At 70.0% G+C, this 14,561-nt stretch carries 12 protein-coding genes; 9 read left to right on the top strand and 3 right to left on the bottom strand.

Features of this window, described 5'->3' with window-relative positions:
- Window positions 1-46 precede the first annotated feature (46 nt).
- The 4 genes from H4687_RS19885 to H4687_RS19870 all read left to right on the top strand — a co-directional run bounded on the left by H4687_RS19885 (window position 47) and on the right by H4687_RS19870 (window position 7,238).
- Window positions 47-1,858, top strand: coding sequence for an ABC-F family ATP-binding cassette domain-containing protein (locus H4687_RS19885; protein ID WP_005485853.1), 1,812 nt, complete (start codon window positions 47-49; stop codon window positions 1,856-1,858).
- A gap of 354 nt (window positions 1,859-2,212) precedes the next feature.
- Complete coding sequence (locus tag H4687_RS19880) at window positions 2,213-4,012, top strand: outer membrane protein assembly factor BamB family protein (RefSeq protein ID WP_050398355.1); 1,800 nt, start codon at window positions 2,213-2,215, stop codon at window positions 4,010-4,012.
- Window positions 4,013-4,223: 211 nt separating this feature from the next.
- Window positions 4,224-6,269 carry an outer membrane protein assembly factor BamB family protein gene (locus H4687_RS19875; protein WP_050398356.1) on the top strand — a complete coding sequence of 682 codons (2,046 nt, stop codon included), beginning with the start codon at window positions 4,224-4,226 and terminating at the stop codon, window positions 6,267-6,269.
- Window positions 6,270-6,542: 273 nt separating this feature from the next.
- Window positions 6,543-7,238 (top strand): helix-turn-helix transcriptional regulator, encoded by a 696-nt coding sequence (locus H4687_RS19870; protein ID WP_078907207.1) that lies wholly within the window; start codon window positions 6,543-6,545, stop codon window positions 7,236-7,238.
- Between the two features lie 177 nt (window positions 7,239-7,415).
- Here the strand turns inward: H4687_RS19870 and H4687_RS19865 are convergent, their stop codons facing one another.
- From H4687_RS19865 to H4687_RS19855, 3 genes are all read right to left on the bottom strand, one after another.
- Window positions 7,416-8,387, bottom strand: coding sequence for an SGNH/GDSL hydrolase family protein (locus tag H4687_RS19865; RefSeq protein ID WP_192781696.1), 972 nt, complete (start codon window positions 8,385-8,387; stop codon window positions 7,416-7,418).
- 292 nt (window positions 8,388-8,679) lie between these two features.
- Window positions 8,680-8,883: a DUF397 domain-containing protein gene (locus H4687_RS19860; protein ID WP_046917459.1), complete on the bottom strand. Its 204-nt coding sequence runs from the start codon at window positions 8,881-8,883 to the stop codon at window positions 8,680-8,682.
- A gap of 8 nt (window positions 8,884-8,891) precedes the next feature.
- Window positions 8,892-9,743, bottom strand: coding sequence for a helix-turn-helix domain-containing protein (locus tag H4687_RS19855; RefSeq protein ID WP_046917458.1), 852 nt, complete (start codon window positions 9,741-9,743; stop codon window positions 8,892-8,894).
- Between the two features lie 221 nt (window positions 9,744-9,964).
- Between H4687_RS19855 and H4687_RS19850 the strand changes: the two genes are divergently transcribed.
- The 5 genes from H4687_RS19850 (at window position 9,965) to H4687_RS19830 (ending at window position 14,474) form a co-directional block, all read left to right on the top strand.
- The gene (locus H4687_RS19850) at window positions 9,965-10,381 is read left to right on the top strand and encodes an ATP-binding protein (protein ID WP_046917457.1); all 417 of its coding nucleotides are present in this window, start codon (window positions 9,965-9,967) and stop codon (window positions 10,379-10,381) included.
- 32 nt (window positions 10,382-10,413) lie between these two features.
- Window positions 10,414-11,304, top strand: coding sequence for a hypothetical protein (locus H4687_RS19845; RefSeq protein ID WP_046917456.1), 891 nt, complete (start codon window positions 10,414-10,416; stop codon window positions 11,302-11,304).
- Between the two features lie 700 nt (window positions 11,305-12,004).
- Window positions 12,005-12,523, top strand: a complete 519-nt coding sequence (locus H4687_RS19840) for a GntR family transcriptional regulator (protein ID WP_078907208.1) — start codon at window positions 12,005-12,007, stop codon at window positions 12,521-12,523.
- Window positions 12,520-13,467, top strand: coding sequence for an ABC transporter ATP-binding protein (locus tag H4687_RS19835; protein WP_046917455.1), 948 nt, complete (start codon window positions 12,520-12,522; stop codon window positions 13,465-13,467). The genes H4687_RS19840 and H4687_RS19835 overlap by 4 nt, the downstream gene beginning before the upstream one ends.
- On the top strand, window positions 13,464-14,474 hold the full coding sequence (locus tag H4687_RS19830; RefSeq protein WP_046917454.1) for an ABC transporter permease subunit: 1,011 nt from the start codon (window positions 13,464-13,466) through the stop codon (window positions 14,472-14,474). The genes H4687_RS19835 and H4687_RS19830 overlap by 4 nt, the downstream gene beginning before the upstream one ends.
- Window positions 14,475-14,561: the final 87 nt, after the last annotated feature.

Genomic DNA, 14,561 nt, shown 5'->3' with positions numbered 1-14,561 from the left:
CCGCCGACTACCCTGGAGGGTCGATCGTCCCCGTGGCAGGAGAGTAATGGCCGTCAACCTGGTCAATGTCGAGAACGTCAGCAAGGTGTACGGCACCCGCGCCCTGCTCGACGGGGTCTCGCTCGGCGTCTCCGAAGGGGACCGGATCGGCGTCGTGGGGCGGAACGGGGACGGCAAGACGACCCTCATCCGGATGCTCGCCAAGCTGGAGGAGGCCGACACGGGCCGGATCACCCACTCCGGTGGCCTGCACGCCGGCGTCCTCACCCAGCACGACTCCCTCGACCCCGCCGCCACCGTCCGGCACGAGGTCATCCGGGACATGGCCGACCACGAGTGGGCGGGCAACGCCAAGATCCGGGACGTCCTCACCGGACTGTTCGGCGGGCTCGACCTGCCCGGCTTCCCGCAGGGCCTCGACACCGTCATCGGCCCCCTCTCCGGCGGCGAGCGGCGGCGCATCGCGCTCGCCAAGCTGCTCATCGAGGAGCAGGACCTGATCGTCCTCGACGAGCCCACCAACCACCTCGACGTGGAAGGCATCTCCTGGCTGGCGGGCCACCTGCGGGAACGCCGGTCGGCCCTCGTCTGCGTCACCCACGACCGGTGGTTCCTGGACCAGGTCTGCACCCGGATGTGGGACGTGCAGAAGGGCTCGGTCTACGAGTACGAGGGCGGCTACTCCGACTACGTCTTCGCCCGCGCCGAGCGCGAGCGGATCGCCGCCACCGAGGAGACCAAGCGGCAGAACCTGGTCCGCAAGGAGCTGGCGTGGCTGCGGCGCGGGGCCCCGGCCCGTACGTCGAAGCCCCGGTTCCGGGTCGAGGCGGCGAACGAGCTGATCGCGGACGTGCCGCCGCCGCGTGACACGAGCGAGCTGATGAAGTTCGCCTCGTCCCGGCTCGGCAAGACCGTCTTCGACCTGGAGAACGTCACCGTGCAGGCCGGGCCGAAGGTGCTGCTGAAGCATCTGACGTGGCAGCTCGGGCCGGGCGACCGCATCGGCCTCGTCGGCGTCAACGGCGCCGGCAAGACCTCCCTGCTGCGGGCCATGGCGGAGGCCGCGCGCAGCGAGGGGGAGAAGCAGCCGGCCGCCGGCCGGGTCGTCACCGGCAAGACGGTCAAGCTCGCCTACCTCTCCCAGGAGGTCGCCGAGCTGGACCCGAACCTGCGGGTGCTCCAGGCCGTGCAGCAGGTCCGCGACCGCGTCGACCTCGGCAAGGGGCGCGAGATGACCGCGGGGCAGCTCTGCGAGACCTTCGGCTTCAACAAGGAGAAGCAGTGGACGCCGGTGGGCGACCTCAGCGGTGGTGAGCGGCGCAGGCTGCAGATTCTGCGGCTGCTGATGGACGAGCCCAACGTCCTCTTCCTCGACGAGCCGACGAACGACCTCGACATCGAGACCCTGACGCAGCTGGAGGACCTGCTCGACGGGTGGCCCGGCTCGATGATCGTCATCTCCCACGACCGGTTCTTCGTCGAGCGCACGACCGACCGGGTGTTCGCGCTGCTCGGCGACGCGGCGCTGCGGATGCTGCCGCGCGGGATCGACGAGTACATCGAGCGGCGCCACGCGATGGAGGAGGCCGCCGCGGCCGCCGCGGGGATCGCCGCGAAGCCCGCCGCCGAGGCCGCGCAGCGCAACGCCGCCGACGCGCGCGCCGCGAAGAAGGAACTGCAGAAGATCGAGCGGCAGTTGGACAAGGTCTCCGAGAAGGAGGCGAAGTTGCACACGCGGATCGCCGAGAACGCGACCGACTTCGCGAAGGTGGGGGAGCTGGACGCCGAGTTGCGGGCGTTGGGCGCGGAGAAGGAGGAGCTGGAGATGCGGTGGCTTGAACTCGCGGACGACGCGTGAGCGCTCCGCTTCGTGCGGGGTGGCGGGGTTTGGGCTGGTGTTCGAGGCCGGGTGCGGGTGGGTCGTGGTTGCTCGCGCCGTTCCCCGCGCCCCTTTGGGGCGCCCGCGCTCAGTGATGGGCCCTTCGGAAGGCTTGCGGCGTAGGGGGCGTGCGTCCGGTGAAGGGGGCGTGAAGGAGCGTAACGGAGGCATTACGGGCCGGTTCTCCCTTGGGAACAGGGGAGCGACCGGCCCCGTACGGGGGAGCGTCGCAGTGATAGAAAGAGCCGTCTGAGAAGAGTCTTGGCAGTCCGAGAAGCGACACCACGCGTGACCACGGGTGGCTCGAAAGCAGCGAACAGGGGGAAAGCGCTGATGGTTCAGCCACCCGATCAGCCGCCGCAGGGCGGCTACGGAGCACCACAGGGTCAGCCGCAGCCGTCACAACCGCAACCGCCGCAACAGCCGTACGGCTACCCGCAGACGCCCCCGCCGCAGGGCCCGCCCGCCCCGGCCCCCGGCTACGGCTACCCCCAGCAGCAGCCCCCGCAGCCCGGCCCGTACGCCCAGCCCGGCCCGTACGGACAGCCGCAGCAGCCCGGCCCCTACGCGCAGCCCGGCCCGTACAGCCCGGCGTCGCAGGCCGGTTACGGCTATCCGCAGTCGCAGTACCCGGGCGCGCCCACCCCGCCCCCGGGCGGTGGCGGCGGTCCCAAGAGCCCTTTCAAGGGCAGGCCCGCGATGATCATCGGTGCCGCCGTGGCCGCGCTGCTCGTGATCGGCGGCACGGTGCTGGCGGTGACGAGCCTCGGGGACGACGACGAGAAGAAGCCGGTCGCCAAGGAGAGCACGAGCCCGAGCCCGAGCGAGGACGACAAGCCCTCGGACGCGCCCTCCGCGCCCGTCAACGAGGGTGACGGCAGCGGCGACGGCGGCGAGGACCTCGACATCGCCGACCTCAACGCGGACGTCAAGGCCGGTGAGGCGAAGGTGCTCTGGTACAAGAGCGCCCCCGACGCCCCCGGTTCCGGCGCGAGCGCCCCCGGCCTGTGGGTCACCGACAAGGTCGCGGTGAAGCCCGCGTACAAGCAGCTCTTCGCCTACAACGTGTCCGACGGGAACCCCGCCTGGGACCCGATCGAGTTCCCCGGCAAGATCTGCGCGGTCACCCCGAGGGCGACCTCCGGCGACCGGGTCGTGGTCTCGTACCAGAAGAACACCTCGAAGAACGCCGAGTGCGACCAGCTCCAGCAGGTCGACCTGAACACCGGTGACAAGGGCTGGTCGACGGAGGTGGAGGAGGGTGAGCTGTTCGACAGCACCATCAGCGTCGGGCTCTCCGTCACCGGGGACACGCTCATGGTGGGCCGCTCGCAGTCCGGGACGGCGTACGACGTCAACACCGGCAAGAAGCTGTTCGACAAGAAGAGTTACGGCCAGTCCTGCTACCCCGCCGGGTTCGCGGGCGGCGCGCGGCTGATCGCCGTCTCCTCCTGCGCGGTGACCACCGACAAGGAGCACGACGAGGTCCAGGAGCTGGACCCGAGGACCGGCAAGGCCAAGTGGACGCGGAAGATCCCCAAGGGCTGGAAGGTCGAACACGCCTACTCGGTGGACCCGGTCGTCCTCTACCTCACCAACGAGGAGGAGAACACCTGGAACATCTCCACCCTCAAGGCCGACGGCTCGACCCGCTCGCAGGTCGACTCCGACGCCTCGTTCGCGCCCGACTGCGACGGCGGCATCCTCACCCGCGACCTGGCGGGCTGCACGGGCGTCGCGGCCGACGCGAACACCCTCTACCTGCCGACCGAGGAGAAGGACGGCACGAACGAGGTCGTCGCCCTGAACCTCGCGACCGGCAAGGAGAGGTGGCGCCTGAAGTCGCCCTCCGCCGACGCGGAGATCGTCCCGATCAAGGTCGAGGGGGCGAAGCTCCTCGCGTACGTGGAGTCCACGCGCGACGCGGGCGGCCAGGTCGTGTCGATCCCGGCCACCGGCAGCGGCCCGAAGGCGACCAAGCTCATCCAGATGCCGGCGAGCGCCGCGGAGATCGAGAGCTCGTTCTACGCGAAGGCCATCGACTACGTGGACGGCCGCTTCTACATCTCCACCACCCTGCTGAACGGTGTCGACGACGCGAAGGAGAAGTTGATGCTGGCCTACGGCAAGTGACGCGCGCGACCGACGGCCCCGCCCGTGCCACCGGCCCCGTCCGGACCGTGCGACGGGCCCGGTCGGTCCCGCGGGCCCGGCCCGCGTCACCGGCGCGGGCCGTGGACACCGGCCGCCCGACGCCACCGCCGCCCGGCCCCGCCGTGACCCGGCCGGCCTCCCCTTCCGTCCTTCTTCCGTCCTCCGCTCTCCGCTTCGAGGTATTCACGTCATGACGCAGCCGCCGCCCCCGCCGAACCAGCCGCCGGGCCCGCCCCCGAACCAGCCGCCCGCAGAGCCCCCGTCGCTGGACAAGGGGCAGCCGCCCGCGCAGCCCCCGGCCCAGGGGCAGCCGCCCGCGCAGCCCCCGCAGGACGCCCCGCCGCAGGGCGGTTTCGGCGCGCCCACGCCCCCGCCGCCCGGCGGTTTCGGCGCCCCGACACCCCCGCCGCAGGGACCGCCCGCGCCGGGTCCGGGCTACGGCTACCCGCAGGCGCCCCCGGCCCAGCAGACCCCGCCGCCGAGCCAGCCCCCGCAGGGGCCCCCGCCCGCGCAGGGCCCCGGCTACGGCTACCCGCAGACGCCCCCGCCGCAGCCCGGCTACGGCTACCCGGGCCAGCCCGGTCACCCCGGCCAGCCGGGCCCGTACGGCCAGCCGCAGCCCGGCCCGTACGGCCAGCAGCCGCAGCCCGGTCCCTACGGGCAGCAGCCGCCGCCCGGCCCCTACGGCTACCAGCCGCCCACCATGGCGATGCACCCGCAGATGGGACAGGCTCCGGGCGGCAAGAAGAAGGTCAACTCCACGGCGATCATCATCACGGCGGCGGTCGCGGCCATCGCGCTGATCGTCGGCGGCGGTGTCTTCTACGCCTCCACCAGCGGGGACGACGACAGCGGCAAGAAGGACACCGCCAGTTCGCAGGGCACGACCGGCGGCAAGGACGACACCAAGGGTGACGACGGCGGTTCGTCCTCGTCCGGCGGTTCGTCGTCCGGTGGCGTGGAGGTGCCGACCGAGGCGCAGGAGAAGGCGCCCAGCAGCCCGAACGCGAAGATCCTCTTCCAGGTGCCCGCGCACGAGGTCAAGGAAAAGCTGACCATCGACAGCGTCAAGGGCTCCTGGCTGACGAAGACCACGTACGCCAAGTCGGCCCTGAACAAGATCGTCGGCTATGAGCCGGACAGCGGCAAGACCAAGTGGACGCTGGACCTGGCCGGTCAGACCTGCGCGGGCTCCCGTGAGATCACCACCGAGGGCATCGCCGTCGTGGTGACCGAGTCGGCCAAGCGCAAGAACAACGACGACCGCCAGCCCTGCACCGAGGTCACCGCGTTCAACGTCGAGACCGGCAAGGAGGTGTGGACCAAGAGCGCCGACACGAGCGGTGAGAAGGTGCCGTTCGGCGAGGTCACCATCTCCGGTACGACGGTCGCGGCGGCCGGCGGCTACGGCGGCGGCGCGGCGTTCGACGTCAACTCCGGCAAGGTGCTGTGGTCGCCCAAGGTCGGCGAGTGCACCGACGAGGGCTACGCGGGCGGCGCCCAGCTGATCGCGGTCCGCAAGTGCGGCGACTACGGCAGCGAGACCTTCCAGATCCAGCTGCTGGACCCGAAGTCGGGCAGCGTCAAGTGGACCTACAAGGTGCCCTCCGGCATCTCGCGCGCCAAGATCATCTCCACCAAGCCGGTGGTCTTCGGTGTCGTCACCGGCAGCGACGTCCCGCTGACCGGCACGAGCGACATCTTCTCGCTCGACGACAGCGGCAAGCTGCGCGCCAAGATCTCCATCCCGGACGACAAGTACGACTACGAGTGCCCCGTCCGCGGTGTCTGGGCCTGCCGGGGCATCTACGTCGGCAACGACAAGGTGTACATGCCGACCAAGAACCACGACGGCACCGGCGCCTACAGCTCCACCAACGAGATCGTCTCCTTCTCGCTGGCCACCGGTAAGTCCACCGGCGACCGGGTCGACGCGGGCGACGACTACGAGCTGTTCCCGATCCGGATGGACGGGCCGAACATCATCGCCTTCAAGGACGGCCCGTACGACAAGGGGGCCCAGATCGTCTCCATCGACGGCACGTCGCTGAAGCAGACCAAGCTCCTGGAGACCCCGTCCTCCGAGTCGGTGCTGCGTGCGATCAGCGGGATGACGCCGACGCTGAGCGAGATGCTCTACACCGACGGACGGTGGTTCATCGGCTCGGAACTCGTCAGCAAGCCGTATTCGAAGGACGAGAAGGAGTACACGGCGCTCGGCTTCGGGGTGAAGTAACCCCACGCGCCCCCTCGATCTTCCTCGCCGGCCCCGCCCCAGCTCAGGGGCGGGGCCGTGCACGTATCCCTCATCCCGCTCGAATCGGAGGGAATTTCGGTAATCCGGGCACTTCTCTCCGATAGGGGGAGCGCAACGTCGAACAAGCGTGTAGCTTCCGGGGGCATGAACAGCGGGGAGCCGACGGGGAAGTCGGGGGGCTTCTGTCCGTGAGGACCAGTGGGCGGCCATAGTTGGCAACCATCTGGGGGGACTGGGGGGTGGGGTGGCTCTATGGGAGTCCGGCTCATGGTGGTCGACGATCACCGACTGCTGGCCGAGGCGCTGGCCTCGGCGTTGAAGCTGCGCGGGCACCGGGTGCTCGCGGCGGCGGCGCCGGCCGCGGGTGCGGCGGAGCTGGTGATCACGAGGGCACCCGAGGTGTGCCTGCTCGGCACGGCGGCACCCGCCGAGCCGGGAATCTTCGACCCGGTGGTCAAGATCAAGCGTGAACGCCCGCAGGTGGCGGTGCTGGTCCTCGGCCCGGTGCCCAACCCGCGCGGCATCGCGGCCGCGTTCGCCGCGGGAGCCTCCGGCTATGTGCGGCACGACGAGCGCATCGAGGGCGTCGAGCGGGCCATCATGAAGGCCCGCGCGGGCGAGGCGGCGGTGGCGCCGCAGCTGTTGCAGAGCGCGTTCGGCGAACTGCTGAACCCCGCCGCCCAGCCGGACGACGAGGGCCAGCGCCTGCTCCAGATGCTGACCCCGCGCGAGGTCGAGGTCCTGGTGCGGGTGGCGGAGGGCGAGGACACCCGCCTCATCGCGGCGGGCATGGGCATCGCCCCGTCGACGGCCCGCACCCACGTCCAACGCGTTCTGATGAAGCTGGGGGTCGGCTCCCGCCTGGAGGCGGCGGCCCTGGCAGCCCGCACGGGTTTGCTGGACCGGGCGGGCCCGGTGCCGCACGGTCCGCCGGGGGTGGAGGCGTAGGGCTCCGGCCCGGCGGCTGCCTCCGGGTGGGGCCTGGGCCGAGGGCCAGGCGCACCCCGGCCGGGATCGCGCACGTCGCTGGAGCCACGTCGCTGGAGCCACGTCGCTGGAGCCACGTCGCTGGAGCCGCATCGGGCCGTCGGCCCGATGCGGCTCCCCGGGGGCGCCGGACGCGGATCAGCTCACGCCCAAGGCGTTCAGGATCGCCGGGGCGACCTGATCAGCGGCGTTCTTGTGGCCCTGGGCGTTGGGGTGGACGAAGGCCACCTCGGTCGGGAAGGTCGTGAAGACGCCCTCCACCCACTTGCCCGAGTCGCAGACGCTGTGGTTCCGGGAGGAGTCGGAGAGGCCGACGAACGTGTCCCCTTGCGCACCGGCCGCCTGCTCGGTGACCTTGTTGAGCGGTTCCAGGACGTCGTCGCGCAGCCAGTCGAGGTCTCCCGGAGTGATCGACGCGAACTGCTCCCAGTCGTTGTACCGGCACTTGGACGTGTCCTCGGGGATGACCGTGGGGTAGCCGACGGTCAGGACCTTGGCGTGCGGGGCCCGCTCGTGGAGGACGGCGAGCATCTCCTTGTAGTCGCTGCTCACCTTGGTCAGCCGGCCGGGGATGTCGTCGGCCAGGTCGTCCCGGCACGGCGTGCCCACACCGCCGCTACCGTCGCCCAGTTGCAGGCAGGTGAAGAGGATCTGGGCGAACCCGAGGGTGTTGCCGCCCGCGCCGACGGTGACCACGTCGGTGCCGGACCCGACCGCCTCGGACTGGGGAGGCACCGGCGGGAACGGGTAGTCCGGGTCCTCGGAGAACGGCGGCAGGTGGCGGCCGATCGGCTCCTGGGCGTTGAAGGTGATGTCCTCGATGACGGCGGCTCCGCAGCTGACATTGGTCAGTTCGATCAGTGAGCCGAGGTCGCGGTCGATGACCTGCGGGTAGGACCGGTCGGTGCGCTCGCAGCCGTCGCGGGGGACTTCGAAGGTGTCGCCCGCCGCCGGGATGACCCCGGCGGTGTAGGAGTCGCCCAGAGCGACCCACTCGTAGGCCGCCGCGGCCGCCGGGGTGGCGCCGGCGAGTTGCGCGGGGACGAGGGCGCCTGCGGCGAGAGCCACGGCGGAGCCCAGCACGGCCAGTCGAGTGCGCAAGTTTGCCACGAATCCTCCAGAGATACGGTTTTGGTGACGCAATGACCGTACGAGGAGTGTTACTTAACGCACTAGATCCAATACGGACAGTCACTTACCGTCGAGTCTCTGGTGGTTCCTCCTGGCAGGGGTGGCATGTTCTGAACAGGTGAGGTCGATGTAGGGACCATGCGTGTCCCTCTGGCGCCGAATCAGGTGTGGCGCTTGATCGCTGCGGAGCGATTATCCGGACGGTTCCCCGACTTCCGTTCCACCGAACGAACCTCGTCCGCTGTCCTGTTCGCGCCGGTACGGCGGTTGATCAACCGCGGGGCGGGGTCAATCTGCCGGCGGTTATGGCGTGGAGGAGGTGGGCGAGGGGGGTGCGGGTGGTCGCGATGACGGTGGTGGGGGTGTCGGACTCGCGGAGGTGCATGTCCTCGGGGGAGGCGGCGACTTCGAGGCACGCGTTGCCCTCGGCGCCACCGGAGAAGGTGGACTTCTGCCAGTTCAGGGCGTGGGCCATGAGGTGCCTCACAGTTCCTTCGACAAGCGGTGGATGAAGTCTCGGGACGCGGCGGGGGTCAGAGTCGCCTCCTCCACTTTACGGAAAAGTGTTCGAAGCGTTCTCAGTTGGGGCTCCGCGTCGATGAACGCGGTGCCGGTGGCGGCTTCCCGGAGACCGGTGTCGAGTTGGGGGACCGAACCTCCCATGTACATCATCGAGGCGCCGGCCCCGCCGAAGCCGTCCTGGTCGGTCGGGATGACGCGTACGGTGACGTGCCCCTGGTCGGTCAGGTCCAGGATCTGCCGGAGCTGGGCGAGGGAGACGCGGCGATCGGCCACGCGGATGCGCAGGGCGAACTCGTGGACGATCGCCTCGTACGGGGTGGGGGTCCTGCCTTCGATGACAGTGCGTCGCCTCATGCGGTGCTCCACCCGGGGCGTCAGCTCACTGTCGGGCAGTTCCGGGCGCATGTACCCGAACACCGCCCGCGCGTAGTCCGGGGTCTGGAGAAGGCCGGGAACGTAGGTGATGACCACCTCTCGGAGGAACGCCGCGTGGTGCTCCGCCTCGGCCAGGTCCAGATTCACCGGCGGTAGTACACCCCGGTACTCCTCCCACCAGCCTCGTGTGCGATCGATCGCCATCGCCGCGAGTGCCTCGATCAACCCCTCGTCCGTGCAGGCGTAGTGCGCGGCGAGACGGCGCACGCGTGCCGCGCTCACGCCCGCGACCCCCGACTCGATCTGGCTCATCTGGACCGAGTCGGCCCCCAGGAGTGCCGCCGCCTCCCGGGCCTTCATGCCCGTCGCCTCGCGCAGTTTGCGCAGTTCGGAGCCCAGCCGCACTCGGCGGGCCGTGAGATGCCTCTTCGGCGGCACCGGTGCCTCCTGTCCCAACTGCCCTGCGCGCGTCGCTCTTTCGGGGGTCAGAGTACGGCAGCGGGTTGCGGCATCCTAAATTTAGGAACTACCGTCCGTGATGAACCGCATACGGCGCGGTGTCGCCCGCTGCTCCGGAAGCGCACCGCTCCGTCACGCCCCGACGGCTGCGGCAATGCCACCGGAGGCCCCTCAAACCCCACCCCGAACGGAGTTCACCCATGCCCGAAAGCGCACCCGCACCCGAGCCCTGGGAGTACGTCCTCCACATCCCCCACGACCCCCGAGCCGTCACCGTCTCCCGCCGCACCCTCCGCCTGATCCTCACCGCGCACGGCCTGGCCGCCCTCCTGGACCCCGCCGAACTCCTGGCCACGGAACTGATCGCCAACGCCGTACTCCACACCAAGGGCCCGGCAGCCCTCCGTGCCCGCTGGTCGGGCGACACCCTGTGGATCGGCGCCTGGGACGCCGACCCGCAACCCCCGGAGCCGCCGGACGGCGTGGCGAAGCCCGAGATGGAGACCGGCCGGGGCCTCGCCCTCGTACGCGCCTGCACGGACGTGTGGGGCTGGCAGCCGTCCTCCCGGTTCGGGCATTCGGGCAAATACGTGTGGTGCGAACTGATGGCCGCGTAGCTCGTTGAGCATCCCGACAGCAAGGAGATCCCATGGTCAGCTCGCCACACGAGGCGTTGCATCAGATCTGTCAGAAGGACACCGAGGGGATGATCCGCAGCTTCCGGAGGCTGTTCCATGTGCCCTTTCCGGAGCCCCGCTCGATCTCCGTGGTCAACACGGACCTGACGGAGATCGCTCCGGTGGAGCGCCGGGTGGACAGCCTGGTGCGCGTGGACACCGACGAGGGTGCCTTTTTGCTGGTCCTGGAATCACAGGGGAGGCAGGACGAGCGGAAGCGGGGCAGTTGGCCGTACTACCTCGCCTACCTCCACGAGAAGTACCGCGTGCAGCCGGTGCTGATCGTCATGACCCAGAACCGCTCCACCGCCAAGTGGGCCGCCCAGCCCATCCGCTTCGGTCTGCCGGACTTTGCGTCACTGGTCGTACGGCCGCTCGTCCTCGGGCCGGACAACGTGCCGGTGATCACGGACGAGGCGGAGGTGGCGCGGGACGTCACCCTCGCCGTGTTCTCGGCGATCACGCATGGTAAGGGTCCGGATGCCGCTGCGATACCGGAACCACTCGCAGCGGTTTTGGACACCGTGGATCCTCACAGTGCGACGGTGTTCGCGGAGCTGGTCGAATCAGGCCTGGTCGACGCCCAGGCGAAGAAGGTGTGGAGGGAGCTGATGATGCCGGTTAACTACTTCTTCAAGAACCCGGTCGCGGTGAAGCTGCGCGAGGAAGGCCGCGAGGAAGGCAGGGCGGAGGAGCAGATCGCGAGCATCCTGCGCACCCTGGACCGACGTCACGTCGAGGTACCCGAATTCGTCCGGCAGCGGGTGCGCGACTGCACCGACCCTGCCCGGCTCCAGATCTGGGTGGACCGGGCCTACGACGTCACCGACGCCGCCGAACTGTTCGACGACGACCAAGCCTGACCCGGCTGGCGTCCTTGCCCGCTGGTGCGTCGCGGTCGTGGGCGCACCAGCGGCAGTGAGAGACGCAAAAGGTCGGCACCCGTGCGGCAGGTCGTCGACGACGTCGGTCAGGCCTGATCCCGGGTTTCGCGTGAATTCCACCACGGCCTCGGAGACATCGGGGGAGCTTGCCCGCTCCACCTTGATGGTGAGGTTCGACGTGTGGTTCGTGGGCTTGCCCTCCTCGCCGTAGTCCTTGCCTTCCTCGGCGCCTGCGATGCTCCCGAGGACGACGAGCTCCGAGCGCTCGGTGATCGCGGGAGTGATCAGCCATGACCCCAACCTCGAACCCACACGAGGGGTTAGGGCGAGTCCGGCCCTCGTCTCCGTGAGGTGTCGGCCGTAGCCACGCCAGAAAGCCTCCAGCCCCCACGTCCCTCGACCGCCCGCCTCCACATCCAGCGGGTGCTGGTCGTGTGGTGCGAACGAGGCGTGGTGTCGTGCCTGGTCGGCCGGCGCGCGCCTGACGGCCGGTCGCGGACCTCGAACCGTCCCCCACGAGTCAGGGGAGCGGACTCCCTGAATCCACCGGTCCTTTCCGGCGGTGACCCCGCCGCGGCAACGTGCTCCCTCACTCACCCACCCACCGCCGCCCCGACCTGTGGGCTTTGACAGGTTCGCGATCTGTGCTCCATCATCATTTCACTAGTCGACTAGTGAAATGGTGGTGAAGGGGTTGGAGTTCCGCATCGACAGGCGGAGCGGGGTCGCCGCCTATCAGCAGATCGTTCAGCAGACCAAGCAGGCGCTGCGGCTCGGCGTACTCGGGCCCGGTGACCAGTTGCCCACGGCCAAGGCGGTTGCGGAGACCTCCGCGGTCAACCCCAACACCACGCTCAAGGCGTACCGCGAGCTGGAGCGGGAGGGGCTGGTCGAAGCGCGGCCGGGACTGGGGACGTTCGTGCGTCAGTCGCTGGCCCGTCCGCAGGCGGCGGTGGATTCGCCGTTGCGCGGTGAGCTGGAGAGCTGGATGGACCGGGCCCGCGAGGCGGGTCTTGAGCAGGACGACGTGACCGCTCTGGTCACGTCGGTGATGGAGGAGCGGTACGCCGGGACCGGGCCTGCCGCCGAGCACGCGGGACCGGCGGGACCGGCAGGAACGACAGAACCAGCAGGAACCACAGGAACCACAGGAACCACAGGAACCACAGGAACGACGGGGACGAGGGGACACGCATGACGAGCTATGAGACGGGCTACGGGGGGCCGGCGGACACGTCCGCGATAGAAGCCCGCGGGGTGGGCCGGAAGTACCGCCGGGGCTGGGCGCTGCGGGACTGCTCCTTCCGGCTGCCGGCCGGGCGGATCTGCGGTCTGGTCGGTCCCAACGGGGCCGGCAAGACCACGCTGATGGCCATCGCCGCCAACCTGCTGGAGCCGACCACCGGCACCCTGCGCGTGTTCGGCGCGGCCCCGGAGTCCGCGGAGGCCACCCGGCGTACCGCGTTCCTCGCCCAGGAGAAGCCCCTGTTCCGGCGCTTCACCGTCGCCGAGATCCTGCGCATGGGCCGCGAACTCAACCCTGGCTGGGACCAGCGGGCCGCCGAGGACATCGTCCGCGCGGGCAACGTGCCCTTCGACGCGAAGATCGGCACACTCTCCGGCGGCCAGCGCACCCGGGTGGCCTTCGCCGTCTCCTTCGGCAAGCGCCCCGACCTGCTGCTCCTCGACGAGCCGATGTCCGATCTCGACCCGCTGGTCCGCCACGAGCTGATGGGCACCCTGCTGGCCGAGGCCGCCGAGCGCGGCACCACCGTGCTGATGTCCACCCACATGCTCGCCGAGTTGGAGAACACCTGCGACTACCTGCTGGTCATCGCGGGCGGCGGGCTGCGCCTGGCCGGTGAGGTCGACGAACTCCGCACCTCGCACGCCGTGCTGACCGGGGCCCACTTCGACGGGCGGACGCCCCCGGAGCTGGCGTACCACACCGTGGTCGAGACCCGGACCAGCGGACGGCAGTTCACCTCGCTGGTACGCCCCGACGGGCCGGTCACCGGCGGCCCGTGGGAGGCGAGCACCCCGAACCTGGAGGAGCTCCTGCTCGCCTATCTGCGCTCGCCCGAAGCCCCGCCGCTGATCAGCCCCAGTTCCTACGTCGCCCCGCAGGCGGTGGCGGCATGAGCACGATGACCAGCAGCGACAACACCTCTTACGACTCCGCCACCGCCGAAGTCGGCCGTGGCCGTGGCCTCCGGCTCAGCGGCATGAACTGGCTCGTCTGGCGTCAGCACCGCGCCGCCTACTGGACGCTCCTGGCCGCCACCGCGGTCACCGTGGCGGTGCTCGTGTACCAGCGCCAGCAGCTGATCACGTACCTCGAGGGGTACGGCTACCCCGACCTCAAGTCCGGCTGGGAAGACAAGTACGACCAGGATCCGCTCAACGTGGCCGCCATGATGCTCGGGTTCCTGCCCGTCCTGATCGGTGTCTTCGTCGGTGCGCCCCTGCTCGCCGGTGACCTGGAGACCGGCACCGCCAAACTGGTCACCGCGCAGTCCGTCAGCCGCGTTCGCTGGATCGCCACCAAGCTCGGGGTGACCGCGCTCGTGGTCGTGGTGTGCACCACGGCGCTCTCCGCCGCGTTCACCTGGTGGTGGTCGCCCCTCAAGTCGTCGTCGTACGTCATGAGTTGGACCGAAGGTACCGCCTTCGACAACACCGGACCCGTGCCCGTGGCGCTCACCCTGCTCACCGTCGTCGGTGGCGTGGCGATCGGCATGCTGCTGCGCAGGACCCTGCTGTCCATGGTCGTCACCCTGGGCTTCGCCGTCGCGCTGCAGGTGGTCTGGTCGTACTTCCGGCTGTCTCTCGGGAACGTCATCACGGTCACCACCCACAACGGTGTCGGGGACAACTCCACCCCGAACGTGCCCGACGGCGCCTACCAGGTGGACGAGTCCTACCTGACCGCCTCCGGCGACCTCATCGGCTGGGGCAGCTGTAACGAGCAGACGGAGAAGGCCGCCAACGCCTGCCTGGACAAGGCGCAGGTCGTCGGCTGGTCGGTCGACTACATCCCGATCTCCCAGATGTCCTCCATGCAGTGGCTCGGCGCCTCGATCCTGCTGGCCCTGACCGCCGGTATCGCGGTGTTCGTCATCCTCTGGGGTCGCAAGCGCCTCGTCTGACATCCGTCCGAGCGCCTCGTCCGACCCGATCCTCCTCGCAGTTCTCTCCCCGTACGCGGCCGAGCGGCCACAGTGTCGCTCCGCCGC

The sequence above is a fragment of the Streptomyces stelliscabiei genome, from assembly GCF_014873495.1.
Lineage (GTDB): Bacteria > Actinomycetota > Actinomycetes > Streptomycetales > Streptomycetaceae > Streptomyces > Streptomyces bottropensis.
This window is presented reverse-complemented; position numbering and strand designations above follow the sequence as displayed.

Bases quoted from the DNA above. Each gene is read 5' to 3' on its own strand.
- H4687_RS19885 (WP_005485853.1), top strand. From the start codon at position 47: ATGGCCGTCAACCTGGTCAATGTCGAGAACGTCAGCAAGGTGTACGGC.
- H4687_RS19880 (WP_050398355.1), top strand. From the start codon at position 2,213: ATGGTTCAGCCACCCGATCAGCCGCCGCAGGGCGGCTACGGAGCACCA.
- H4687_RS19875 (WP_050398356.1), top strand. From the start codon at position 4,224: ATGACGCAGCCGCCGCCCCCGCCGAACCAGCCGCCGGGCCCGCCCCCG.
- H4687_RS19870 (WP_078907207.1), top strand. From the start codon at position 6,543: ATGGGAGTCCGGCTCATGGTGGTCGACGATCACCGACTGCTGGCCGAG.
- H4687_RS19860 (WP_046917459.1), bottom strand. From the start codon at position 8,883: ATGGCCCACGCCCTGAACTGGCAGAAGTCCACCTTCTCCGGTGGCGCC.
- H4687_RS19850 (WP_046917457.1), top strand. From the start codon at position 9,965: ATGCCCGAAAGCGCACCCGCACCCGAGCCCTGGGAGTACGTCCTCCAC.
- H4687_RS19845 (WP_046917456.1), top strand. From the start codon at position 10,414: ATGGTCAGCTCGCCACACGAGGCGTTGCATCAGATCTGTCAGAAGGAC.
- H4687_RS19840 (WP_078907208.1), top strand. From the start codon at position 12,005: ATGGTGGTGAAGGGGTTGGAGTTCCGCATCGACAGGCGGAGCGGGGTC.
- H4687_RS19835 (WP_046917455.1), top strand. From the start codon at position 12,520: ATGACGAGCTATGAGACGGGCTACGGGGGGCCGGCGGACACGTCCGCG.
- H4687_RS19830 (WP_046917454.1), top strand. From the start codon at position 13,464: ATGAGCACGATGACCAGCAGCGACAACACCTCTTACGACTCCGCCACC.